Annotated in this window: 24 protein-coding genes; 12 read left to right on the plus strand and 12 right to left on the minus strand. The window is 61.6% G+C overall.

Features of this window, described 5'->3' with window-relative positions; genetic code table 11:
* Window positions 1-41: 41 nt before the first annotated feature.
* From ASD07_RS14610 to ASD07_RS14625, 4 genes are all read right to left on the minus strand, one after another.
* Window positions 42-1,406 (minus strand): sigma 54-interacting transcriptional regulator, encoded by a 1,365-nt coding sequence (locus tag ASD07_RS14610; protein ID WP_055931326.1) that lies wholly within the window; start codon window positions 1,404-1,406, stop codon window positions 42-44.
* On the minus strand, window positions 1,403-1,951 hold the full coding sequence (locus tag ASD07_RS14615) for a hypothetical protein (RefSeq protein WP_055931329.1): 549 nt from the start codon (window positions 1,949-1,951) through the stop codon (window positions 1,403-1,405). The genes ASD07_RS14610 and ASD07_RS14615 overlap by 4 nt, the downstream gene beginning before the upstream one ends.
* A complete protein-coding gene (locus ASD07_RS14620; RefSeq protein WP_082507318.1) occupies window positions 1,941-3,362 on the minus strand; it encodes a HAMP domain-containing sensor histidine kinase in 1,422 nt (473 codons plus the stop codon). Before ASD07_RS14620 ends, ASD07_RS14615 begins: the two co-directional genes overlap by 11 nt.
* Before the next feature lie 75 nt (window positions 3,363-3,437).
* On the minus strand, window positions 3,438-4,082 hold the full coding sequence (locus ASD07_RS14625) for an energy transducer TonB (RefSeq protein ID WP_055931335.1): 645 nt from the start codon (window positions 4,080-4,082) through the stop codon (window positions 3,438-3,440).
* Between the two features lie 142 nt (window positions 4,083-4,224).
* Between ASD07_RS14625 and ASD07_RS14630 the strand changes: the two genes are divergently transcribed.
* Entirely contained in the window at window positions 4,225-4,863 is a 639-nt protein-coding gene (locus ASD07_RS14630) for a response regulator transcription factor (protein WP_055931338.1), read from the plus strand.
* Complete coding sequence (locus tag ASD07_RS14635) at window positions 4,863-6,122, plus strand: ATP-binding protein (RefSeq protein ID WP_055931340.1); 1,260 nt, start codon at window positions 4,863-4,865, stop codon at window positions 6,120-6,122. The genes ASD07_RS14630 and ASD07_RS14635 overlap by 1 nt, the downstream gene beginning before the upstream one ends.
* Here the strand turns inward: ASD07_RS14635 and ASD07_RS14640 are convergent.
* Window positions 6,085-7,524, minus strand: a complete 1,440-nt coding sequence (locus tag ASD07_RS14640) for a sensor histidine kinase (protein ID WP_055931343.1) — start codon at window positions 7,522-7,524, stop codon at window positions 6,085-6,087. The genes ASD07_RS14635 and ASD07_RS14640 overlap by 38 nt on opposite strands.
* Window positions 7,524-8,210, minus strand: coding sequence for a response regulator (locus ASD07_RS14645; protein WP_055931345.1), 687 nt, complete (start codon window positions 8,208-8,210; stop codon window positions 7,524-7,526). The genes ASD07_RS14640 and ASD07_RS14645 overlap by 1 nt, the downstream gene beginning before the upstream one ends.
* 100 nt (window positions 8,211-8,310) lie before the next feature.
* On the opposite strand from ASD07_RS14645, the gene ASD07_RS14650 reads away from it, so the two are divergent.
* From ASD07_RS14650 to ASD07_RS14695, 10 genes are all read left to right on the plus strand, one after another.
* On the plus strand, window positions 8,311-9,384 hold the full coding sequence (locus ASD07_RS14650) for a porin (RefSeq protein ID WP_055931348.1): 1,074 nt from the start codon (window positions 8,311-8,313) through the stop codon (window positions 9,382-9,384).
* A 13-nt stretch (window positions 9,385-9,397) separates the two neighbouring features.
* Window positions 9,398-10,342: a tripartite tricarboxylate transporter substrate binding protein gene (locus tag ASD07_RS14655; protein ID WP_055931352.1), complete on the plus strand. Its 945-nt coding sequence runs from the start codon at window positions 9,398-9,400 to the stop codon at window positions 10,340-10,342.
* A gap of 29 nt (window positions 10,343-10,371) precedes the next feature.
* Window positions 10,372-11,454, plus strand: a complete 1,083-nt coding sequence (locus tag ASD07_RS14660; RefSeq protein ID WP_055931354.1) for an ABC transporter substrate-binding protein — start codon at window positions 10,372-10,374, stop codon at window positions 11,452-11,454.
* A gap of 10 nt (window positions 11,455-11,464) precedes the next feature.
* Window positions 11,465-13,240, plus strand: coding sequence for an iron ABC transporter permease (locus tag ASD07_RS14665; protein WP_055931357.1), 1,776 nt, complete (start codon window positions 11,465-11,467; stop codon window positions 13,238-13,240).
* Between the two features lie 28 nt (window positions 13,241-13,268).
* Window positions 13,269-14,330, plus strand: a complete 1,062-nt coding sequence (locus ASD07_RS14670) for an ABC transporter ATP-binding protein (protein ID WP_055931364.1) — start codon at window positions 13,269-13,271, stop codon at window positions 14,328-14,330.
* Entirely contained in the window at window positions 14,318-15,370 is a 1,053-nt protein-coding gene (locus tag ASD07_RS14675; RefSeq protein ID WP_055931367.1) for an AbrB family transcriptional regulator, read from the plus strand. Before ASD07_RS14670 ends, ASD07_RS14675 begins: the two co-directional genes overlap by 13 nt.
* 106 nt (window positions 15,371-15,476) lie before the next feature.
* Entirely contained in the window at window positions 15,477-17,363 is a 1,887-nt protein-coding gene (locus ASD07_RS14680) for an MFS transporter (RefSeq protein WP_055931369.1), read from the plus strand.
* A 118-nt stretch (window positions 17,364-17,481) separates the two neighbouring features.
* Window positions 17,482-18,201 (plus strand): hypothetical protein, encoded by a 720-nt coding sequence (locus ASD07_RS14685; RefSeq protein WP_055931372.1) that lies wholly within the window; start codon window positions 17,482-17,484, stop codon window positions 18,199-18,201.
* A gap of 220 nt (window positions 18,202-18,421) precedes the next feature.
* On the plus strand, window positions 18,422-19,798 hold the full coding sequence (locus ASD07_RS14690) for a reverse transcriptase family protein (RefSeq protein WP_055931375.1): 1,377 nt from the start codon (window positions 18,422-18,424) through the stop codon (window positions 19,796-19,798).
* Between the two features lie 40 nt (window positions 19,799-19,838).
* Window positions 19,839-20,297, plus strand: a complete 459-nt coding sequence (locus tag ASD07_RS14695; protein WP_055931377.1) for a YaiI/YqxD family protein — start codon at window positions 19,839-19,841, stop codon at window positions 20,295-20,297.
* A 6-nt stretch (window positions 20,298-20,303) separates the two neighbouring features.
* Here the strand turns inward: ASD07_RS14695 and ASD07_RS32080 are convergent, their stop codons facing one another.
* The 6 genes from ASD07_RS32080 to ASD07_RS14720 form a co-directional block, all read right to left on the minus strand.
* On the minus strand, window positions 20,304-20,432 hold the full coding sequence (locus ASD07_RS32080; RefSeq protein ID WP_255357004.1) for a hypothetical protein: 129 nt from the start codon (window positions 20,430-20,432) through the stop codon (window positions 20,304-20,306).
* A gap of 54 nt (window positions 20,433-20,486) precedes the next feature.
* Window positions 20,487-20,756: a hypothetical protein gene (locus tag ASD07_RS14700; RefSeq protein WP_055931381.1), complete on the minus strand. Its 270-nt coding sequence runs from the start codon at window positions 20,754-20,756 to the stop codon at window positions 20,487-20,489.
* Window positions 20,757-20,792: 36 nt separating this feature from the next.
* On the minus strand, window positions 20,793-21,368 hold the full coding sequence (locus ASD07_RS14705) for a hypothetical protein (protein ID WP_055931384.1): 576 nt from the start codon (window positions 21,366-21,368) through the stop codon (window positions 20,793-20,795).
* Window positions 21,369-21,378: 10 nt separating this feature from the next.
* The gene (locus tag ASD07_RS14710) at window positions 21,379-22,029 is read right to left on the minus strand and encodes a hypothetical protein (protein WP_156397994.1); all 651 of its coding nucleotides are present in this window, start codon (window positions 22,027-22,029) and stop codon (window positions 21,379-21,381) included.
* Between the two features lie 45 nt (window positions 22,030-22,074).
* Window positions 22,075-22,677, minus strand: a complete 603-nt coding sequence (locus ASD07_RS14715; protein ID WP_055931390.1) for a hypothetical protein — start codon at window positions 22,675-22,677, stop codon at window positions 22,075-22,077.
* A 185-nt stretch (window positions 22,678-22,862) separates the two neighbouring features.
* Window positions 22,863-24,788: an SPFH domain-containing protein gene (locus ASD07_RS14720; protein ID WP_082507321.1), complete on the minus strand. Its 1,926-nt coding sequence runs from the start codon at window positions 24,786-24,788 to the stop codon at window positions 22,863-22,865.
* Between the last annotated feature and the right edge of the window lie 108 nt (window positions 24,789-24,896).

Consider the following 24,896-nt stretch of genomic DNA (forward strand, 5'->3'; position numbering starts at 1 on the left):
TGCGCAAGGCCCTGATTTGACGGGCTTTATGCCTGTCGCCCCTAGGCGACAGGTTCATTGCGGAACTGTGATGCGTTCAATTCGTGCTTTTGCAGCAGGCGATAGAACTCGGTCCGGTTGCGCTCTGCCAGGCGGGCGGCGTCGGCGACGTTGCCGTCGGTAAGCTTGAGCAGCTGCACCAGGTAGTTGCGTTCGAAGCGCTGCTTGGCTTCGGTGTAGCTGAGCACTTCCAGCGAGGGCACGCGCAAGGCGCGCTGCACCAGGGAGAGCGGTACCAGCGGCGCGGTGGCCAGGGCGCACGCATGTTCCACGACGTTATACAGCTGGCGCACATTGCCCGGCCAGGAGGCGCGCGACAGTGCTTCCAACGCTTCGGGGGCGAAGCCGTTGATTGTCTTGCCGTATTTGTCGGCCAGCATTTGCAGGAAGCGTGTGGCCAGCAGGCCGATGTCTTCGCGCCGCTCTGACAGCGATGGCAGGGTGAGCGTGATCACGTTCAGGCGGTAATACAGGTCTTCGCGGAACTGCCCCTCCAGCATGGCAGCTTCCAGGTCGCGGTGGGTGGCGGACAGCACGCGTACATTGACCGGGCGGCCGCTATCGGAACCGACCTGGCGCACCACGCGTTCCTGCAGCACGCGCAGCAGCTTCACCTGCAGCAGTAGCGGCATGTCGCCGATCTCGTCGAGGAACAGCGTGCCGCCGTCGGCCGCCTGCAGCAGGCCTTCGCGGCTGGCGACGGCGCCGGTGAAGGCGCCTTTCACGTGGCCGAACAGTTCGGATTCCAGCAATTGCTCGGGGATGGCGCCGCAGTTGACGGCGATGAAGGGTGCGGCGCAGCGGCGGCTGGCGCGGTGGATGGCGCGCGCCAGCAACTCCTTGCCGGTGCCGCTTTCGCCGCGTATTAACACGCTGGCGTCGGAGGCTGCGACCAGCTGCGCCTCATGCAGCACTTCTTCCATGGCGCGGCTGCGGCTGATGATGTCGGCGCGCCATGTGCCGCTGCCGGCATCCGGTGCGGCTTCGGGGGCGGCGACGCTTAGCGCCTGGCCGATGCGGTCGAGCAGTACCTTGGCGTCGAAGGGCTTGGTCAGGTAGGCGTAGGCGCCGAGCGAAGTGGCTTCGACCGCATCGGGAATGGTGCCGTGGGCGGTGAGCAGGATGACCGGCAATGCGGGATGCTGGCTGCGGATCTGCTGGAACAGGGACATGCCGTCCCGTTCCGGCAGCCGCACGTCGCTGATCACCAGCGAGGGCAGGGCGATCGACAGGTTGGCCAGCGCGGCTTCGGCGCTGCCGACGGCGGTGACCTGGTAGCCATTGGCGTTCAGGCGCATCGACAGCAGGCGCAGGAGGTCGGCGTCGTCGTCGACCAGCAGCAGGCGGGGGGAGATAGGTGCGTTCATTTACTGGCTCTCGCAGGCAGGCCGCGCTCGATCTCTTTGAGCGCTTCCAGGGTTTCGTTCAATTGCTCGTTCTTGCGCTGGTTATCTTTCAATTGCGCGCGCAGGCGGTCGCCGTCATCGATCAGGCGGCGCGTTTCTGCGCATTGGGCTGACAGGAGCTGCGCCAGTTGCCGCAATCCCTGGGCTTCCGGCTCCGGCGCCGTGGCTACGACGTCGAATTGCGCCTGCGCCTTTGCCAGGTCGCCGCCGCCGCGCGTCAGGGACAGCACCATGGCCGATTGCAGCAGCACCTTCGGCGTCTTCTGTTGCTGCGACAGGCCGCTCAACTCCTTCAGCAATTCGCCTTGCGTCATGCGGCGCAGCGACTGGTGATAGGCCAGCAGCGGCGCCACCTCGTCCTGCGGCGCGACCAGCAATGTCAGCGGCGCGGGAGCGGGCGGCGGCGGCAAGGGCGGCAGCGCCGGTGCAATGGGCTGTCGCTGAGCGCAGGCGGCGAGCAGCAGCGCTAGCAGGAAGACCGGCAGCAAGGGCGATTTAATATTCATAAGGAAGTTCGATCCGGAAGTGGGCGCCGGTGCTGGCCGGCAGCAATTGCAGTGAGCCGCTGTGGGCGCTGATGTATTCGAGCACGATGGACAGGCCGACGCCATTGCCGCGCCGCGCGCCGGGCGGCTGGCGCGTCCCCTGGTAGAAAGGTTCGAAAATATGGGCCGCGTCTTCCGGCGCCACGCCGGGGCCCTGGTCGATGCAGTCGATCGCCAGCGTGCCGGCCTGTTCGCCGATGATGAAGCGCACCGTGCCGCCTTCAGGGCTGTAGCGCACGGCGTTGGTGAGCAGGTTGCTGGTCGCGATGGCGAGCTTGCCGGGATCAACGGAAATGGGCGGGGCGCCGCCTTCCACCGCTACATCGAGCCCGCGGGCCTGCCATTGCAGACGCTGGGCGTCGACCGTGTCGCGCAGCAGGGCCGCGATATCGGTGGACTGGCGCTGCAGGTGCTGGGCGGCGAAAGTGGCGGTGTTATAGCGCAGCAGGTCTTCGATCTGGTTTTGCAGCGAGGCCGTGTTCTGGCGCAGGATGCCGGCCACCTCGCGCTGGTTCGGCGTCAGCGTGCCGGCTACCTCATCTTCCAGCAGGGCCACGCCTTCCACCAGCGCGGCCAGCGGGGTTTTCAGTTCATGCGAGATGTGGCGCAGGAAGCGCGATTTGTCGGCCTCCAGGCTGGCCAGGCGCTGGCGCAGCCAGTTCAGTTGCTGGCCGAGGCGGCGCAGGTCGTCCGGGCCTTCGACCTCGATCGGCTGGTCGTAGCGGTTGCCGCCCAGGCGGTCGATGGCGCCTTCGATTTGTGCCAATGGGCGCGCCAGCCACATGCCGCAGCCGAGCGCCAGTGCGGCGGCGAGGCTGATGGAGGCGAGCAGTTGCCCGGCCAGGACGCTGCGCCGGTGTTCCAGGCCAAGCAGGATGCGCTGGTTGCGCTGGTCGACTTCGCGTTTGACCTCGTCCGCCAGTTCCTCGTTGATCGGGGACAGGCCGGCCAGCGCGGTGTTCAACATGTGCTGGCGCTGGGCGCGCTTGGTGTTCGGCGCCTGCAGTGCATGCCAGGCTTGCTCGCCCTGGTCGCGCCAGGCGGTAAAACTGGCTTTGGGTACGGAGGGCAGGCCGGCTGACAATGCGGAGAGCGCGTCCTCCCCATCGCGCCAGGCGGCGGCGTAGCGGTCGCGGAAGGCGGGGTCGTCCAGCACCAGGAACTGGCGCGCGCTGCGTTCCATGGCCACGCTGCGTTCGGCCAGGCGTTGCACGTTCGCGGTCAGCACGACGGCGTGCTGGCCGACTTCGCGGCTTTCAGCGGCCAGCCGGTCCAGCGTGAACAGGGCCTGGATCGAGGTCGCGCTGAGCAGCAGGGCGATCAGCAGGAAGACGCCCAGTAATAATTGGCGGAAAGAAAGCTTGATGAACATAGGGCATGCGCCGGCAACCGCAAGGGTTAACCGGCGCATGATAGGGGAATTCGCTTTACTGCCGCGCTCTATTGCTTACCCGTCGAGGCGCCAGGCGTATTGCATGCGGGCCCACGATTCCTGCGCTACGCCATCGATGCTGCCGGGCTTGAAGGCGCACATCGAGAGGCCTTGCAGCGCAGCCCGGTCCAGGTCGCGGAAACCGCTGGTGCGTTCGACCTTGGCGCTGGCCACGTGGCCGTCTTTGCCGATCAGGAAGGCCAGGGTGACCGTGCCTTCGTCGCCGTTGCGCAAGGCTGCCGCAGGGTAGGACGGCTTGGCGCAGCTTGCGGCGTCGATCACTGCGGCCACGTTCAGCGGCTTGTGGCGCACAGGTTCGATCGGATCGCGCGTTGTGTCGGGACCTGGCGGGACCGGCGGCGTCTTGTCACGCGGCTTACTATCGGGCGGCGCGGTGGTGATCGGCGGATCGACCGGCGTTATCAGGATCGGCAACTCGGGCAGCGTGATGACCGGCAGTTTTGGCGGTGCGATGTCCGGCATTTTGGGCGGCAAGACTTTCGGCTCTGGCGGCAACGGGGTCACCGTGACCGGCTCCGGCTCCGTGACACGGTTGACCAGGATCGTTGAGTGCTTCAGCGCGATGCCTGCGGCAACAAGGTGCAAGACGGCGACAAAAGCCAGGCCGGAGTAGTTCTTGCGGGAGGTGTCGAAGTTCATGGAAATGCTCCTTTCTTCTTGTTGGTAGGCTGAATTGCCAGTCCATGGCAAGATATTCTTCCATCTGATGGAAATAAGCAAGCAATTTTTCTTGCTATGTCTTAGCGTGGTATCCTTCCATCATCTGGAAACGAGGAATGCTATGAATAAGATCAGGGTACTGCTGGCAGATGATCATCCCGTGGTAATGGGCGGTTTTGCGACGGCGCTGGCCGGTTTTGGCGTGGAAGTTGTAGCTCAGGCAAGGACGCCGGCTGAGGCGGTCGAGGCCTACCAGGCCCTGGTACCGGACGTTGCTATCCTGGATATGCGCTTTGGCGAGCAGATGACGGGCCTCGATGCGGCGCGCCAGATCCTGGCCGTGGCCCCTAAAGCACACTTCATCTTCCTGACCCAGTTCGACCAGGATGCGCTGGTCAAAGAGGCCTACCGTATTGGCGCGCGGGCGCTGGTGACGAAGGATTGCGACCCGGCCGAGCTTTTCACCGCCGTGCAGCGCGCCGCCCAGGGCGAGTTGTACTTCATGCCCGCCATCGCGGAACGCCTGGCCAGCCTGTCAGTGCTGGGCGAGCAATCGCCGCAAGCGCTGCTCGACGAGCGCTCGCTGGAAATTTTCAAGCTGATGGCGGAGGGCCTGACCAATGCCGAAATCGCCGATAAACTCGGCGTCTCCAGCAAGACGATCAGCAACTCCAGCCAGGCCATCAAGGACAAACTGGGCGTTGAGCGTGCGGCTGATATCACCCGCCTGGCGGTGCGCCACGGCGTGCTGCAAGCCTGATGCGGGCCAAGTGGCGCGTCGGCACGCGCGGGCGGCTGCTGGCGATTACCTTGCTGCCGGTGCTGGCGTTGTTTGCTACGCTGACCTGGTACAGCTACCAGTCGCGCCAGTCGGAGGTGCATGCCGAGTTGGCAGAGCGCGGGCAATTGCTTGCCAGTGCGCTGGTGGCGAGCAGCGAAATCAGCCTGGTGCACGGGCAGTTCGACGAGCTGCGGGCAACGATCAACGGCATGCTGCAAACCGACGGCGCGATTCATCGCGTGACCTTGCTCGATGCGGAGCGCAAGCCGCTGCTGGAAGTTGCGGCGCGCGGCGACGCGCCGCCCGAAGCGCGCTATTACGAAGCGGCAGTGCACAAGCGTCTGCTCTACGTGACGGGGGGCGGAAACCGCAATGTGGGCACGATGGGCTATGTGCAGGTGAGGATGTCGGCGACTGCCTTGCTGCGCAAGGCCCGCGCGCGCTTCCAGCTGGAATTAGGGGTGGCGCTGGCGGGCCTGCTGGTATGCGCGGGCGTAGCATGGCAGATGACCAGCGGCTTCGCCTTGTCGCTGCAGGCGTCCATGCAGGCAGTGCGTGCGGCGGATGCCGAGAAGCGCCGCCTGCTGCAACGCGTGACTACGGTGGTGGAGGATGAACGCAAGGCAATCGCGCTCGAGATCCACGACGAATTGAATGCGACGCTGATCGCCGTGCGGCTGGAGGCGCAGCAGATCGCGGGCCTGGCCGGCGCGCTGCAGCCAGCCGAACCTGCGGCCCAGGTTCGCGAAAAGGCGCAGGCGATCACCAAGCTTGCGCTGGGCTTGTACAACAGCGGCCGCACGCTGGTGCGCCGTCTGCGGCCGGAGATGCTCGACATGCTTGGCCTGCAGGGCGCGCTGGAAGAAATGGTGCGCCAGGTCGGCAGCAGCCATCCTTCCTGCCGCTTTTCGCTGCATACCGAAGGCGATTTCGGCGGACTCGATGGCGATGCTGCGATCTCGGCCTATCGTATCGTGCAGGAAGCGTTGTCGAACATTGTGAAGCACGCTCGCGCCAGCGCAGCCAGCGTTGAAGTGGCCCGGCATGGCGACGCCCTGCGGATTTCGGTGGCCGACGACGGGACCGGCTTCGACCCGGCGCGCACTGCGGCCGGCGTTGGCCTGGCGGGCATGCGCGAGCGGGTGCAGGCGCTGGGCGGCAGCTTTGCGATGGACTGCTCGTCAGGCACCCGTATTGCGATTACGCTGCCGGTGGAGGCGTGGCGCGCGGCAACCTGACGCGCACCAAGAGGCCGTGGCCGGCAACGCCTTGGTCCAGTTCAAGCGCGGCGTGGTGCAAGACCGCGATATCGCGCACGATTGCCAGCCCCAGGCCTGAGCCGCCCGGATTCGCCTGCATGGTGGAAGCGGCGCGGTAGAAGGGCGAAAACACGCGGTCGCGGTCTTCGGGCGGAATACCAGGGCCGCTGTCTTCGACCTCCAGCACCACATGCGCGTCGCCCGGCAGCACGCGCAGCACCACGCTGCCGCCGCGCGGCGTGTAGTGCAGGGCGTTGTCGACCAGGTTCGACACCAGCTCATGCAGCAGCAAAGCCTGGCCATTCACGCTGGCTTCGCCGTCGCCCTCCAGCGAAAGGTCGATGCCGCGGGTGACGGCGGATAGTGCCAGTTCCAGCGCGACCTGCTGCACCGTCTCGCGCAGCGGCACCGGCACCGGCTCGCGATTTTCGCTGTGCTCGATGCGCGCCAGCATCAGCAGGCGGTTTGCCAGGTGCACGGTGGAGTCGGTGGTGGCGGCCATGCTGGCCACCACATTGCGCAGCTCCGGCGAGGCGGAGGAATCGCGCGCCAATTCGCGCTGCGCCAGCTCGGCCTGGGTCTTCAGTACCGTCAGCGGCGTGCGCAACTGGTGCGATGCGTCGGCGATGAAGCGCCGCTGGCTGGCGATCAATCCCGCGATGCGGGTGGTCGAGGCATTCATGGCCTGCACCAGCGGCCGCACTTCCTTGTGCACCAGCGCAGGATCGAGGTCGGACAGGTCGGATACATTGCGCGATTCCACCTCGTGCTTCAATTGCATCAATGGACGCAGCACCAGCTTGACCGCGAACCACACCAGCAAGCCGGCCAACAGCACCACGCTGGCCTGCCACGCAATGGTGTCGTACAGGATCTTCAGCGTCAGGCCTTTGCGGGCATCAAGCGTTTCGCCTACCTGGATCAGCGCGATGCCGCGCATATTGTCGTCATATACCGGCTGCAGCAGGGCAGCAATGCGGATCGGCTGGCCGTTGTAGTTGGCGTGGTAAAAGCGCACCAGGGCAGGGTAGTTCTCCGAGCGCGGCACATTGGCCGGTACTGCGGGCAGGTCGTCGTAACCGGAAACCGTCTCGCCCTTGATGCCGGTGACTTTGTAGTAGATGCGGCCCAGGGTGTCGGTCTCAAAGCTGTCCAGCGCAACGTAGGGCACGTCGACCACCACTTTCCCGCCTTCTACCGACACGCGCTCCGCCAGCGCGCGCGTGGAGGCCAGCAGCGAGCGGTCGTACGCCATGTCGGCCGCGTCCACCGCATTGTAGTAGACAGAGATGGTGTTGATGATTTCCAAGAGAACCAGCGGCAACAGCAGCCAGCGCAGCAACTGGCCGCGCAGGCTGCCCATGGCGAGCATGGCCTTCATCAGGCTTTCGCTTCGGCCGGCTGCAGCAGGTAGCCGATGCCGCGCAGGGTTGTGATGGCCGCAGCGCCGGGCTCCTTGCGGTCAAGCTTCTTGCGCACCCGGTGGATATACAGCTCGATGGCGTCGAGGTTGGCGTCATCGGCCAGCGAGAACACCTGGTCGAACAGTTTTTCCTTGGCGACCGGCTTGCCGCCCTTGGTGATCAGCGCTTCCAGCACGGCGTGTTCGCGCGGCGTGAGCTGCAGGTTCTCGCCGAAATAGGAAAACATGCGGCTGACAGTATCGAAGCGCAGCGCGCCGCATTCGTACACCAGCGATTCATTGCCCGCGCTGCGGCGCAGCAAAGCCTTCACGCGCGCTTCCAGTTCGGCCAGTTCGAAAGGTTTTGCGAGGTAATCGTCGGCGCCCAGGTTCAGGCCCTGCACGCGATCCTCCAGCCCGCCGCGCGCGGTCAGGATCAATACGGGCGTCTTGCCCCCGCGCGCGCGCAGGCGTTTCAGCACTTCCAGCCCGTCCATGCGGGGCAGGGTCAAATCGAGGATGACCAGGGCATATTCCTGGGTCAGCAGCAGGGAGTCGGCGTCGGCGCCGTTGTCGGCGCATTCGACAGAAAGGTTGGCATCGCGCAGGGCTTTGGAAAGCCAGTGTTGTAATTCGGTGTGGTCTTCCACTAACAATATTCGCATGGCATTTGCCTGAAAGGCGTTTGAAAGGTTGGCGATTTTATAGTTGAACCGTGCCAGAGCGAGGCATGACTGAAATAACTATAAACCCAGGAGACTGATTGTGAAAAGAACTTCGATGGCAGCGGCCGTCGCGATGATGTTTGCCGCCTATACTTCCGCCCACGCCCAATCCAATGTGCAGGTGTACGGCCTGCTGGACATGGGGGTCGACATTTCCAACAATGCCCAGGCGGGCGGCGGCAGCGTAACCCACGTCAGCTCCGGCGGCATGAATACTTCGCGTTGGGGTATCAAAGGCAGTGAGGACCTGGGCGGCGGCCTGAAAGCCGTGTTCCAGCTCGAAAGCGGCATCCTGATGGATACCGGCGCGCAGGATGGCAACCTGTTCAAGCGCCAGGCCAACGTCGGCCTGGAAGGCAACTGGGGCCGCGTGATCCTGGGCCGTTCCTTCACCAGCGTGTACGACACCGTTATCCGCTTCGACCCGATGGGCTTTGCGCCTTACTACTCCTGGGCGACCGGCGGCAGCGCCACGTTGCCAAGCAAGTACGGCATGACCACCGGTTTCGATAACCTGATCAAATACTCCGGCAAGACCGGCGACTGGAACTATGGCTTCAGCTACGGCATGGGCGAGCAGCAGGGCGCAGGCGCCAGCTCGGCTGACAGCGCCAAGTACGCCGGCGCGGTCAGCTACCAGTCCGAGTCGCTGGGCGCCATGTTCACCGCGGAGCGCATCAACGGTAACAATGTGGTCGCCACCGGCAACCGTGACGAGACCACCGCATACCACCTGGGCGGCTATTACGCCACCGGCGATTTCAAATTCTGGCTCGGCGGCCGTACCTACAAGCTGGTGGCGGGCAAGGCCGCTACGGCTGATGTAAAAGGCAACACCTTGTGGGCTGGCGTGGCATACAAACCGCAGCCAAACGTCACCATCACGGGCGCCGTGTACCACATCGACCAGCGCAACCTGGCCGCCGGCAAGGACGCCGATCCGACCATGTATGTGCTGCGCTATCGCTACGCCGCATCCAAGCGCACCGACCTGTATGCGACTGTCGGTTACACCAAGGGCAAGCATGACCAGCTGGTTGGCCTGTCGCGCGACGATGCAGCCTTCGGCGACAGCCAGCACGGTGTAATGGTTGGCATCCAGCACCGCTTCTGATAATAATGAAGCCATGAAGATCCTGCTCTCCATCTTCGCTTCTGTCCTGCTGCTTGCAGGTCAGGTGCACGCAGCTGAATGCATCGTGCCGTCCAAGCCGGGCGGTGCGATGGACCTGACGTGCAAGCTGGCCCAGAAGGGCCTGGCGACGATGGCGGGCGGGCAGCCGATGAAGCTGGTGTATCGCCCGGGCGGGATCGGCGCCGTGGCATGGCACTCGCTGGTTTCGCAGCGCCGCGCCGAACCGAACACCCTGGTGGCTTTTTCCGGCGGTTCGCTGCTGAACCTCGCGCAAGGCAAATTCGGCAAGGCCAAGGCGGACGATGTGCGCTGGGTTGCGGCGCTGGGGGCGGACTACGGCATGATCGCGGTGCGCTCCGATTCGCCGTTCAAGTCGCTGGCCGACCTGGTGGCGGCGCTCAAGCGCGATCCGTCGAAGGTGCTGATCGGCGTCAGCGGCACGATCGGCAGCCAGGACTGGCTGAAGGTGGCCCTGCTGGTACGCCAGGCCGGCCTGGACCCGAAAGTGCTGCGTTTCGTGGCGCTGGAGGGCGGCGGCGAGTCGTTTACTGCGATGCAGGCGAACTACGTGCAGGTAGTGTCGGGCGATGCTTCCGAAGCCAACCTGGCCGGCAGCACGATCCGCGTGTTGGCCGTGATGTCGGAAGAGCGCTTGCCGGGAAAACTGGCTGCGGTGCCGACGGCGCGCGAGCAGGGCTACGACATTGTCTGGCCGGTGATTCGCGGGGTCTGGATGGGCCCCCAGGTGGCAGATGCCGATTACCAGCAGTGGGTGAAAACCTTCGAGCACCTCATGGCGACGCCGGAATTCGCGAAACTGCGAACGGAAGCGGGACTATATCCCTTCAGCCTGACAGGACAGGCGCTCAACGAGTATGTGCATAAAGCCGTGGACGATTACGGCAAACGCGCCAGCCATCTGGGCCTGGTGCGCTAAACATTCCTCAAAAATTCTAGGAGACACAAATGATCAAGACGACCCTGGTGGCCGCCGCGGGCCTGTTCGCGTGCACCGCTTTCGCACAATCGCCTGCAGGCTATCCTGCCGACTACCAGAAAGTGATCGATGCGGCGAAAAAAGAGGGCAAGCTGGTGGTGTACGGCGCCACTGACAGCAAGGCTGCGCAGCCGCTGATCCGCGACTTCAACGCGCTGTACCCCGGCATTACCGTCGAATACAACGATATGAATTCGACCGAGGTGTACAACCGCTTCATCTCCGAGATGGCAGCCGGCGGCAATACCGCCGACGTGATGTGGTCGTCCGCCATGGACCTGCAGATGCGCCTGGCCTCCGACGGCTACGCACTGAAATACAAATCGGTGGAAGCGTCGAAGATCCCTGGCTGGGCGGTGTGGGACGACCAGGCATATGGCACCACGTTCGAGCCGGCAGCCATCGTCTACAACAAGCGCCTGGTCGATGCCAAGGAAGTGCCGCAGACCCACGCCGACTTCGTGAAACTGATCCAGCAGCCGAAGTTCAAGGACAAGGTCACCACCTACGACATCGAAAAATCCGGCGTCGGCTTCATGTTCATGAGCCAGGATGCCAAGGAATACCCGAAGTTCCTGGAGCTGGAAAACGCCTTCGGTGAAGCGAAAGTGCGCGTGCAGTCTTCCACCGGCACCATGATGGAGCGTATCTCCTCCGGCGAAAACCTGATCGGCTACAACGTGCTGGGTTCCTACGCCCTGGTGCGCGCCAAGACCGACCCATCGATCGGCGTGCAACTGCCGAAGGACTACACCCTGGTGATGTCGCGCGTGATCTTCATCAACAAAGGTGCAAAGAATGTCAACGCCGCCAAGCTGTGGCTGGACTATACCCTGTCGCACCGCGGCCAGACCATCATCGCCAACGAATCCAAGCTGTTCGCGATCCGCGCCGACGTGAGCGGCGAAACCACTTCGTCCGACCTGGTCAAGCAGATCGGCCAGGACAAGATCAAGCCAGTGCCGGTGCACCCGATCCTGCTGCAGTTCCTGGGGCCGCAGAAACGCATGGCCTTCCTGAAGCAGTGGAAAGAAACCGCCGGCAAGAAATAAGGAGCTGTCAATGACCACCGCGACTTTGCAGGGAACGGGGCGCGCCAGCATCAATTGGCCGCGCTGGATCGTGGCAGTGCTGACCTGCACCGCCATCTTCCTGCCGCTGTTCCTGATCTTTTACCAGAGTTTCCTGTCGGCGCCGTTCTTCATGCCCGGCAAGGAAGTAGGGTTGGACGCCTTCCGCTTCATCTTCGATGACCCGGATTTTGCAGTGGCATTCAAGAACGGCCTGCTGCTGGCGGCCGGCCTGGCCGCCATCGCCGTGCCTTTGGGCGGCATGCTGGCTTTCCTGATGGTGCGTACCGACCTGCCGGGTCGCGGCTGGATTTCCCCGCTGCTGCTGGTGCCGATCTTCGTGTCGCCAATGGTGATGGGTTTCGGCTATGTGGTGTCGATGGGCCCTGTGGGCTTTTACTCGACCTGGGTGAAAGACCTGATCGGCTTCATCCCGTGGAATGTGTATTCCTTCACCAGCATCGTGATCATCGCCGGCCTGACCCACGTGCCGCACGTCTACCTGTACGCTTCGTCGGCGCTGAAGAGCCTCGGCTCGGACGTGGAAGAAGCGGCCCGCGTGGCCGGCGCCTCGCCGCTGCAGGTGATGTTCAACGTGTCGCTGCCGATGATCATGCCGGCGCTGGCCTATGCCGGCGTGCTGGTGTTCTTCCTCGGCTTCGAGGTGTTCGGGCTGGTGCTGGTGCTGGGCGATCCGGAAGGCCACCTGGTACTGCCGACCTACCTGTATAAGCTGACCAACAAGCTGGGTACCCCGTCCTACCACCTGATGGCGGCAGTGGCGGTGTGCCTGGTGGCGGTGACCATGCCGCTGGTGATGATCCAGCGCTGGCTGCTGAAATCGGCCAATAAATACGTGTCGATCAAAGGCAAGGGCGCGCGCAGCAAGGCGCTGCCGCTGGGCCGCTGGAAATGGCTGGCGTTTGCCGTGCTGGGCGCCTGGCTGCTGGTCACCATTGTGATGCCGCTGTCCGGCATAGCGCTGCGCTCCTTCGTGCAGTACTGGGGCGAGGGCGTAAAGCTGGCCGACGTCCTGACGCTGCAGCACTTCCGCGACATCTTCGAACAGCATGCGCTGATCCGCGGCATTATCAACACGGTGCTGATCGGCGTGATCGGCGGCGGCCTGGCGGTCTTCTGCTATAGCTTTATTGCGCTGGCCATGCACCGCAAACCTGACCTGCTGACCCGCGTGCTCGATTACAGCGTGCTGGTGCCGCGTGCGGTGCCAGGCCTGCTGGCTGGCCTGGCTTTCCTGTGGGTGTTCCTGTTCGTCCCCAGCTGGCTCGATGGCATGCTTAAAGGCTCCGACAACGGCCTGGCGGTGTGGCTGGTGGAAAACGCGATCCCTGCGCTGCGCAGCCTGCGCACCACCATCTTCGCGGTGTGGCTGGCGTATTCCGTGGTGTGGATGGCTTACGGCATGCGCCTGATTTCCACCGCTCTGCTGCAGGTTGGCCCTGAGCTGGAGGAAGCGGCACGCGCGGTTGGCGCCCGCCGCGGCCAGGTAACCCGCGACGTGACCCTGCCGCTGATCAAATACGGCTTGCTGGGCGCGTGGCTGATGATTTTCCTGATCTTCGAGCGTGAATATTCGACAGGCGTGTACCTGCTGTCGCCGGGTACCGAAGTGATTGGCGCGCTGATCGTGTCGCTGTGGGCGGGTGGTTCGACCGACCTGGTGGCGGCACTGTCCTTTATCAATATCACCCTGGTCGGCATCGGCCTGGGCATAGCGCTGCGCTTCGGCGTCAAGCTGCATAACTGAGACCACGATCATGAAACGAGACCTCAAAATGAATGAACTGTCCGTCGAAGACCTGCACCTGGACTACGGCACCGGCGCCCACGCCAACCCTATCCTGAAGGGCGTGTCGATGCACCTGCAGAAGGGCGAAGTGGTGGCGCTGCTGGGCCCTTCGGGCAGCGGCAAGACCACGCTGCTGCGCGCCGTGGCCGGCCTGGAGAGCCCACGCCAGGGTTCGATCGACATCGGCGAGCGCCGCGTATTCGATGGCAGCAAGGGTTTTGAAATGCCGGCCGAACAGCGCAACCTGGGCCTGGTGTTCCAGTCCTATGCACTGTGGCCGCACAAAACCGTGGCGGAGAACGTGGCCTACGGCCTGAAGCTGCGCAAGATGAACAAGGAAGAAATCGGCCGCCGCGTGGGCGAGGTGCTGAAACAGCTTGGCCTGGGCCACCTGGGCGAGCGCTTCCCGCACCAGTTGTCGGGCGGCCAGCAGCAGCGCGTGGCGATTGCCCGGGCGCTGGTGTACAACCCGCCGGTGATCCTGCTGGACGAGCCGCTGTCGAACCTGGACGCGAAGCTGCGCGAAGAGGCGCGAGCGTTCCTGCGCGAGTTGATCGTGCGCCTGGGCCTGTCGGCGCTGATGGTGACCCACGACCAGGGCGAGGCGATGGCGATCTCCGACCGCATCCTGCTGCTCAATAACGGCAAGATCGAGCAACAGGGCACGCCGCAGTCGATGTACGAAACACCTGAGACCTTGTTCACGGCCGAATTCATGGGCAGCAACAACCGCCTGCCGGGCACCCTGCTGTCGCGCGAAGGCGACAAGGTAGTGATCGATGTTGCAGGCAGCAAGCTGCAGGCAACGGCACGTGGCAAAGGCGGCGATTCGATTGCCCCGCTGATCCGCGTCGAAGAGGTGCGTGTGAACACCTCCCAGGTTGAAAATTCGCTGCAGCTTGCTTTGATCACCTGCATGTACCTGGGCGACCGTTGGGAATGCCTGTTCAAACGCGGCGATATCAGCGTGCGCGCCCATTCCAAGTACCGTCTGCAGGATGGCCAGTACTGGCTGCAACTGCCGGCCGACAAGCTGTGGGTCTTCTGACCCGACACCGTTGCTTCCTCCAAGCTTTGGCGGCCGGCTTGCTGGCCGCTTTTTTTTGCAGGTGGCTTGATACTCCGCTGCCCTGGCTGATTGGGCCGCTGTTCGCCAGTGCTGCGCTGCGCATCGCGGGTGTTGACCTGTGCTGCCCGGTCGCGGCACGCGCGGCAGGGCAGTGGGCGATCGGAACCGTGCTTGGACTGTACTTTACGCCCGCGGTGCTGGCGGTGGTGGCTGCGCGTGCCGGCTATATCGCGGGGGCGGTGGCGTTTGCGCTGGCGCTGGGGTGCTTGTGCGCCTGGCTGCTCAAGCGGCTGGCCGATGTCAGCGCCGCTACAGCATTCTTCTCGATGGCGCTGGGCGGTGCCTCCGAGATGGCAGTGCAGGGCGAGCGCCACGGTGCGGCAGCGCAGCACGTGGCGGCGGCGCAGGGCGTGCGGCTGATGTTCGTGGTCAGCTTCCTGCCGTTTGTGCTGCGCTATTGGAGCGGGCATGGCATGCCGCCATTGCCTGCGGTTGCCGCCGCGGCACCTTTGGCATCGCCCGCGGCACTGGGCGCCTTCGGCCTGCTCGCTGCGGCCACTTGCGCGGCGGGCTGGCTAATGTGGAAGCGCGGCGTGCCGAACGCCTGGGTGCTCGGCCCCTTGTTCGGCGCCGGGCTGCTGGCCGCGGCGCAAGTGCCGGTCGGCGGCGTGCCTGAATGGATGGTGCGCAGCGGCCAGCTTTGCATCGGACTTTCGCTCGGTACCCGCTTCACGCCCGGCTTCCTGCATACCGCGCCGCGCTTCATGGCAGCAGTGGCCGCCTGCACCGCGACCGCGCTGGGCTTGGCCGCGCTTTTCGGGCTGCTGCTTGCGAAGATCGGCAACCTGCACCCCGCCACGGCCTTGCTGGCGACTTCTCCCGGCGGAATCGCGGAAATGGCCCTGACCGCACGCGCGCTGTACGTCGAAGTGCCTGTGGTCACGGCTTTCCATGTGTGCCGGATGGTGGTGCTGGTCCTGGCGGTCGGTCCGGCATTTCGGCGCCTGCTACGCATGTGATGCAGTTGTCGCAAAGTATTAAAATGCGATACTTTGGCGCGCCGGGTTGAGAGCTTGCGCAATGTGCTGTATGTTGTCGATATTTTCACTATTCCCGTGCCGCAACATGAGCCATCCCAGCCAGTTCGATCTACTGAAACAACGTCGCTTCGCGCCGTTTTTCTGGACCCAATTCCTCGGCGCGTTTAACGACAACCTGTTCAAGACCGCCCTGATTGTAGCGCTGACCTATGAAGCCTCCAGCTGGACCGACCTCGATTCGTCGCTGATCACCAACCTGGTGCCCGGCCTGTTCATCCTGCCGTACGTGCTGTTCTCGGCCACTTCCGGCCAGATCGCTGAAAAAATCGAGAAGGGCAAGCTGGCGCGTCTTATTAAATGGCTGGAGATCGGCATCATGGGCGTGGCAGCTATCGGCTGGTTCACACACACGCTGGTATTGCTGCTGGTCGCCATCTTCGGCATGGGCATGCACTCGACGCTGTTCGGCCCTGTTAAATACGCCTATATGCCGCAGCACCTGAAGGCAGAGGAACTCACGGGCGGCAACGGCATCGTTGAAATGGGTACCTTCGTCGGCATCCTGCTTGGCCAGGTGTTCGGCGCAATCATCGTCAATTACAAGCCTGACGGGATCGTCTGGCTGGCTGCTGCTACCGTATTCTTCGCAGTGATAGGCTTGGTCACCGCGCATGGCATCCCGAAAACGCCTGCACCGCAGCCGGACCTGAAAGTGAACTGGAACCCGTTCACTGAATCGATCCGCAACCTGCGCTTCTCGGCCGGCAACCGCTCCGTCTTCCTCTCCATGCTGGGCAATTCCTGGTTCTGGTTCTATGGCGCGATCGTGCTGGCGCAGTTCCCCGTGTATGCCAAGGATTACCTGAAAGGCGATAACAGCGTCTTCGTGCTGCTGCTGACGATGTTCTCGCTGGGGATCGGCGCCGGTTCGCTGCTGTGCGAAAAGCTTTCCGGCCGCAAGGTGGAAATCGGCCTGGTGCCTTTCGGTTCGATTGGCCTGTCCGTATTCGGCATCGACCTGTACCTGGCCAGCCAGGGCTACAGCGCACCGGGCGAAGTGAATGCCTACGCCATGGTGATGCTGCCCGGCGCATGGCGCATCATCCTCGACGTCGTGATGATCGGCGTGTTCGGCGGTTTCTTTATCGTTCCATTGTTCGCGCTGATCCAGTTGCGTGCCGACCCGCAGCATCTGTCGCGCACCATCGCCGGCATGAACATCATGAACGCGCTGTTCATGGTGGTGGCGACCGGCGTAGCGATTCTGCTGCTGGCCCAGGGTTTCACGATTCCGCAAGTATTCCTGGCAACCGCAATCATGAACGCCCTCGTGGCGGCGTACATCTTCTCGCTGGTGCCCGAGTTCCTGATGCGTTTCCTGGCATGGCTCCTGATCCATACTGTGCACAACGTGAAGACCATCGATGCCGACCGCATTCCGGAAGAGGGCGGCGCTGTCCTGGTGTGCAACCACGTCAGCTACGTCGATGCGATTGTGATCGTGGCAGCCAGCCCGCGCCCGATCCGCTTCGTGATGGACCACCGCATCTTCAAGACGCCGTTCTTTGGCTGGATCTTCCGTACCGCCAAGGCGATCCCGATTGCACCTGCCAAGGAAGACCCATGGCTGATGGAGAAAGCCTTTGTCGATATCGCACAAGCGCTGCATGAGGGCGAGCTGGTTTGCATTTTCCCGGAAGGCAAGCTGACCAGCACCGGCGAGATGAATGAGTTCAAGGGCGGCATCAGCAAGATCATTGAACGCACCCAAGTGCCGGTGATCCCGATGGCGCTGCGCGGCTTGTGGGGCCACCTGCTTAGCCGCAGCAAGGACGGCCTGCTGGAACGCGCTTTCCGCAAAGGCTTCCGTTCGCATCTTTCGCTGGCGGTGGGCCAACCGGTCGAACCTACCGAAGTAAGCCCGGAACTGCTGTATCGCCAGGTAGCAGAACTGCGCGGCGACTGGAAGTAGAGAAATGTAGTTAATGGTCCAAGCGGGCTACATACCTCTACATACAAAGGCGCCGTCACGGCGCCTTTGCTCCTTTCTACAATTGGTTTTCCAAAAACTAATGTGAGAAGGACAGTCAATGAAAACAATCCTGAAAACCGGTTTCTCCGTTGCCATGCTGTCTGTGTTGGCGGCATGCGGCGGCGGCGGCGAAGACGACAAACGGCCGAAGCAGGTCTCGGCGGCTGTGGACTTCGACAAGGATGGCATTACTGGCTGGACCGGCAGCTCCTCCGACTACACACCTGAGACCGCACCAACCAACGTCGTCTTCGAACAGCGCGCGCTGCCAACTCCGCTGACCGGCAAGGGCTACCTGGTTGGCGGCACCAATCGCAGCGACGACCTTTTCCTGTTCGTGAAGAAGCAGTTCTCCGGCCTGGAAAAGAACACCACGTACAACATCACCTTCTCGCTCAAATTTGCCAGCAATGCGCAAACCGGATGCATGGGCGTGGGCGGTGCGCCAGGCGAAGCAGTATGGGTCTATGCGGGCGCCACGGCGACCGAGCCTAAGGCGGTTACTGCCAATAACGCGATCCGCATGAACATCGATCGCGGCAACCAGGCCGAAGGCGGCAAGGACGCGCAAGTCATCGGCAACATCGCCAATGGCCAGACTTGCGGCACCGCTGTTTCCTATGCCAGCAAGACAGTGAAGAACGATAAGGCGCAGAAGGTGACGACCGATGCGACTGGCGCGGTGTGGATCATCCTTGGCATCGATTCCGGCTTTGAGGCGTATTCGCAGGTCTACCTGCAAAACGTTCAGCTCGACGCGACGCCGGCGACGCTGTAATCGCCTCGGTGTTGACCTTCACGGAAAATTAACCTACTGTGTCGGCGGGGCGGAACCGCCAAGCCGGCCTGTCTTTGCTTCGTGCAGGGACAGCCTCTGCGGGGTTACCCCGCGGGATGTTTGATGTTCTGCATTTCGCCGCATGAGTGGCATTGCGCTTCGCGCAACCATACGCACGCTTCACGAGACTCGTTGGCGGCTCTCTGCCCCTTTTCAATTCATGGATAACGAAAAACTTACCGCGCTTGCGCTTGCCGACACGATGCTGGCCACGGACGGTAGCCCGGAGAACCTGATCGCGGCGTGCGACCGCGTTTTCGACGCGACGCAGCCCTGGGCCCCTGGCGTCTGCATGGCGCTCGTCATGCGGACCGGAGAGAACTTCCATTACTTCAGCCGGCACGAGTTGGCCGACATCTTGTTGCAACTCCTCGGTCGCGGTCACGTTGACTACGATGACGAAGATGAGGATGAAGAAGAGGGCGGCGCCGATGCGCCCCCATTCATCAAGCTGCAGGATGTGCGGCGCTATTGCCTCGAGCAGCCGATTCGCCCGCCAAAACCCGCATGGCTGGCCGAACTCGCACTGCCGGACCTGCCGACTGTCGGCGACCTGGCCGTATGGCTGAACGAGCCGGTCGGCGCGCTGCGCTGGTTCGCAGACCAGTGGCGCATCGCGCGCGACGAGCAATCGCGCCTCCAGCATTACCACTATCGCTGGGTGCCAAAGCGTAGCGGCGGCCTGCGCCTGATCGAAATTCCGAAAGAGCGGCTACGCCGCATCCAGCAGAAAATACTGCGCCAGATCCTGGACCTGGTGCCGCCGCATGCATCGGCGCACGGCTTCCGGCGCGGGCATTCCTGCGTCACGCACGCTGCACGGCACGCCGGCCAGCACGCCGTTGTGCGCATGGACCTGAAGGATTTTTTCCCCAGCATCCAGCACGCGCGCGTCCAGGCGCTGTTTGAAAAGCTCGGCTACCCGGAGAGCGTCGCTGGAACATTGGCGCGCATCTGCGTTAACCGCGCACCCCATGACCTGTTCCGCGACAAGCAATCCGGAGGCTCACTTGCCTGGTCCGAACGCCAGGCCTTGAAATCGCCGCACCTGCCGCAGGGTTCTCCTTGTTCGCCTGCGCTGGCCAATCTCTGCGCCTACCGGCTTGATATACGGCTTGAATCGCTGGCGCGCTCGCTCGGCGCGTCATATAGTCGCTATGCCGACGACCTGGCCTTTTCTGGCGGGGACGAGTTTGCGCGGTGCGCAGAGCGCTTTCATATCCAGGTTGCCGCAATCGCCCTGGAAGAGGGCTTCCGTGTGAACACCCGCAAAACGCGGCTGATGCGCGAAGGAACGCGGCAGCAAGTGACGGGCATCGTCGTCAATGCGCATCCGAACATTGCTCGCGACGAGTACGATAAACTCAAGGCGACGCTGACCAATTGCGTGCGTCATGGGCCGGAATCCCAGAACCGGGAGAGTCACCCCAACTTCCAGGCCTATCTCGCAGGCAGGATTTCTTATGTTGCGATGGTAAATTCCGACCGCGCAGCTAAGCTCCAGCGGCTTTTGGACGATATAGTTTGGCCAACTTGATTACAATGTCCGATTCTTTTAATCGTATTCGATGTAATTCATGCACATTTGGGTAGATGCGGACGCCTGTCCCGCTGTAATCAAGGACATCCTGTTCCGCGTAGCGGAGCGCACGCAGATCAATGTCACGCTGGTGGCCAACCAATTGATCCGTGTTCCCGGCTCGCGCTTTATCCGCGCGCTCCAAGTTCCGGCGGGTGCCGATGCAGCCGATGCCGAAATTGTCGAGCGTGTGAGCGCCGGTGATATTGTCGTTACCGCGGATATCCCGCTGGCTTCCCTGGTACTGGAGAAGGGCGGTCTCCCACTCAATCCTCGTGGAGATTGGTACACCAAGGACACCATCGCGCAGCAGCTGACGATGCGCGCCTTCATGGAAGAACTGCGCGGCGCCGGCGTCGATACCGGCGGACCAGCGGCCTTCAGTCAAGGCGACCGGCAGAACTTCGCCAATGCGCTCGACCGCGAGCTGGCGCGCAGAAAGATTGCGCGAGGCTGATTCGATTTACTTGACGTCGACCATGCCATGCCAGTGAACGCGTAGCACATCTTCTTTCTTGGCTGCGTCGTAGCGGCGTTTTCCGATGGCGAGCATGATTCGCTTGCCCTTGGCAAAGCCAGGAAACGGACGCATGTCATCCCTGGGTTTTGCAGTCTCACTGGAGATCAAGTATCGAGTTCTCCCTGGTTACTGTGCGTCGAGACCTTTGACAAGAAGCTCCGCGACAACGGTATTAAGGTCAAGCCCACCTTCATTAGCCAAATCGTGCAGGCGTTTTACCAAATCGCCGTTAAGTTTGACTGCAAACGGTACCAGGCCAAGTGCTTGATCGCGTTTGCGCTGCTCGCGCTTGTCGATGGCAGGATTGGTGGAGGTTCCGAACGAAGTAGCGCCTGGTACGGCCATCTTACCCATCAATTTTTTCGCGTCGCTCTTTGCCAAATCAGTCTTTTTCATATTGCTCTCCAATTCAAAAGCGCCATTCTACGCGTTTCAGGTGAGCCACTTGCCGAAGAATTCTCCATTACGGAATTCACCATGCCCTTTGACGAGGATTTCGCAATCAGCCATTTCTAATGACAGCTCTTTCACGGTCTCGAAGGAACCATTGCAGTTGTCAAAGTCGATGAGAAAATTTCTCAATTTCCCCATCAATGCGAACTGCTTGATTCCTTGCTGATCGATGGAGGTTTCATGAATCTGCAATTCGACCAAGCTGTCAAGCCTGGTCAAGTATCCAATACAGTCGTTGGTCAATTGATCATTCTCCTTCAACCGGAGTTTCGCAAGTCGGGGCAAATTCTCAAGACTGCTTAAACCTTGATTGGAAATTTCAGTGAATTGCAAATCGAGGTTTTCAATGCTCGTGACTCGGCAGACGTGGCCTAGTCCTATGTCATCCAGGTTGGTTCCGGAAAAACTAGCGGAGGAGAGGTGCTTGAATTCCGCAAGCAGCCTGAGTTCCTCCATGTCCAGCTTCGAGTGGAGCGAGAGATGACTGATCGACGTGTCAAACGGCGCCCCCTGGATGACGACAGATTTGTGTGATTGACTAACCGGGACGAACATATACGCCTTTCTATGAAATCTCGAACTGGAACCAGTTGTTTTTCTTTGCCTGGAGCAGACCGCTGATTCCGAAGTATAGGTCGACTTCATTCAACTCAACTGGCAAGGAAGACAGCCTGGGAGCCGACTTGCGCTCCAGCCAGCGGTGATCCAGGAAGGTCTTCAGCACAGTCACGGTATTTTCATAGTCGCAGATGCTCAGTATCCTCAACTGGTTCTTGCGGTCCTTGCCCAACGGAGACATGCTGATGCCCTGGTAATAGGCCCAGAGATGCGTTTCCGGACCAATGTATGAGCCGAAGGAAATCAGGTGAAGGGGGAATTTGCTGATCAAATGACCGCAGCAACCGATCCATCCCAACGGAATGTAGAAGGCATCATCGTTTTCGAGTACGTGTTCTCGTGCATAGCCAAACTCTTTTGCGGCTTCGGAGGATAGTTGGGAGAGGAACAGCGCTTCAGCGCTGTCGAAAATGGCCGAATCGGTTTCGGCTAGCCGGAAACCGAATTCTGCAACGGTTTGTCTAAACGCCTCACTGGTGGCGGGGAATCCATGATCCGGCTCCTCCAATGGATTGCCGCAATACGGACAGGATGTCAATTCGGATTGGCAAGAAAGCCCGCAGATTTCGCAGATGTGCGGCGTGTTCGCTTCATTCACATTTTGAGTCATGTTCTTACAGCAGTGCGGCGAGGTTGTGAATATTCATCTTATTTTGAGGTTCATGCCTGCCAGGTTGGCTTCAATGATTTCCGCATTTTTGTAATCGATATCTGTGATGTCATAAGCCCCGTGGCTGGCCGTAATCTTGATTGCGCCGTCGTTGTATGAGATGTATGCCTTTATACCAAATATCTCGCAGTGCCTGGGCTCTGCGATCCATGCGCCGGTGCTGTCATGAGCTTCAGGTTTGACGTTGAGGATGTCGAAGATGTGCAAGATATCATTGGCGTTAGAGTACTCGATAGACATTTCCAGTGATTCGATAGCTTGTGGTGGAAAGCCGCTTGGCTCGCAATTTATTCGGAAGTGCTTCAGCATGTGAGGTCCAGGGACGCGCTGTGTGACGAAGCGTTCCACCTCATCGGCAATCTCTTGCGGGAGCGGCCATTCGGTGGGTGGAATCGTGTTCTTCTCGAGGAAGTCTTGGGCAGCGCGCAGAATGGACTGGGTCTCCGAAATCACCTCGTGGGAATGGCATGTCACGATGTCGATTTCGGCTTTGGCGCGCGCCAGGCTGTTTGCCACTGATAACGCGGCGTCATGATCGTTTGCGCTGCCAACTGCGCCTCGTGCGGCAAGGGCCATTCCGTACTGGGCCGAATAATGCCACACGTTGGCACGTGCTCCGCGCGACCTGCCTAGGAAAGCACAGACATCCCGCAAAGTGCTGCAGGTTCTTAGTTCCGGTACAAACGTAGTTTGGGGGAGTCGTTTCATTTCACGTAAAGGAGAAAGTTGGCCGGCACTCTAGTACCGGCCCGTGTTGTAGGTTATACCTTCTCGGTGGTTGCAGTCAGTTCACCTGCCTTGATGGCGCTCATCAGGCCGAGCAATGTGTTGAAGGCGTTGTTGTCGCCGCCGCCCATCTGGATCTGAGGCACCAGCGGCACCTTCGAGACTTCGAACGCTTCGGCCAGGCGCAGCATCACGGTTTGCGTCAGCTGCTTGTCGGCGCCTTCGCCTTGCATCGCTTCTGATTTGGCCTGGATCGCGGCAGCTTCCGCTTCACCCACCGAGCGGATGGCGGATGCGCGGCCGGAGCCTTCCATCTCCTGCTTGAAGCGTTCGGCCTGCGCCAGAGCTTCGATCTCCTGGCGGCGTTTCTCGGCGGCTTTTACGTTTGCAGCACCTTGGTTTTCCTTAATTGATATGTCGACCAGGGAACCGGTGAGCTCTTTCTGCTTGGCGGCCCGCTGTTCGGCTTCATTCAGTTCGCGCTCCTTGTCGGCTGCGATCTGTTTCTGCGCGAAAGTCTCTACCTGCTCACGCGCGATCTGGCGGTCGCGCAGCTGGGCCATGATGTTCTCGATTTTGTTATCACCTTGCTGCGGTTTAGGCGTGCCAATCAGCACCTCCTGGAACTCCAGCGAATAGGCCTGGAAGCGCTGCTTCATGTCTTCCGAAGCGTTGTGCTGCAATTCGCTGCGTGACTGGATCAGTTCAATGAAGGTCTTGGTTTGGGAGACGTTCTTGAAGTATGAGGAGACCATCGGGTCCAGCGTCTGCTCCACCAGTTGCGCCACATTGCCGAAGCGCTGCACCACCATCGGCGCCTTGCGGTAGTCGATATGCACCACCACTGACAGCGGGAGCTGCGGTTCAAATGCGTCCTTGGTAATCAGCGTGATTTCGCGCAGGTTCTTATCGAAGCTGGAGCCGCTTTCACCGGATTTCCACATCAGCACAAAGTTCGTGGTCGGCACCAGCTCGATCTTGCCGGCGTAGGTGTTGAAGGCGTATTTTCCCGGCATGAGCGGATCGCGCCACACACCTCGGCAGCCGCTTTCCACCAGCTCGCCGTGCGAGTAGTCGGTACCGGACAAGTCATGACCTTTGCGGCCGGTGTAAGACACCACCACGCCGACAAAGCCGACCGGGATCACGGTTTTCTTGATGAACTCCACCGTCGCGAACAGGCGGTTGATGAAGTAGGTACCTTCCACCAGCACACGTTCCTGGCGGCCACGGCGGCCGCCTGCTGACAGGAATTTCTCAGGTTCCTGGTAGGAGTTGTGGGTATCGCCCACGTCAGGCGCCAGCAGTTCGTCCTTCAGCAGGCCAGGGCCGTCCTGCACCGTCACCACGGCGAGTTGGTCGGAGTCGTGCGAACCGGTGGTTTCCTTGATCACCACGGGCGTGAAGCCGCCGCGTTCATCAAGCAGGCCGCGCATTTGTTCGTAGTAGATCTTTTCCTTGGCGTCGAGCGACATCGAATACGTGGCTTCGCCGGTCATCACCACAAACAGGGCGGGGTTGATGATGTGCGTACCTTCGCGCAGGATCTTGCGTTGCGGGCCTTTCTGGCCGCCGTTATTCAGGAAAGCGCGAACGTCGCGGAAATCGTCGATGCCCGAGTTGTCGGCCAGCGTCTGTCCGGCGGGCAGGTCGATGCCGTCGCGCGCGAAAACGTAGCCGATGGTGCCCTGGGTTACGGACACCATTGGATGTATGTGGACGCGGTACTGGAACGGCGCGAAGAAGTGGAAACCGCCTCGCCGGAGTTCCGGCTGCAGGCCTGCCTCGCCATTCAGTGCGAGCAGGCCGCTTTGCACGGAGCCGGATGGGCTCCAGAGTTTTTCAACGACCCCGGTGCGGTCGTTTGGAATGTACTTGATGACACCAGAAATCAACAACAACAGCAGTGCAGTAAACAGGATCGCTGCTACTACGATGAGGCCAAACAGCTGGCTTGACATACAGACCTTTCGGTTGTGGATAAAGCTGGAAACAGATGTGCGTCACGGCGACGCAAGCAGGCGCGCGTGAAGTCAGCGACGCGGCGGGGCCGTGACAGGCAAAAGGGC

Origin of the sequence: Duganella sp. Root336D2 (genome assembly GCF_001425005.1) — a bacterium.
GTDB lineage: Bacteria > Pseudomonadota > Gammaproteobacteria > Burkholderiales > Burkholderiaceae_D > Rugamonas.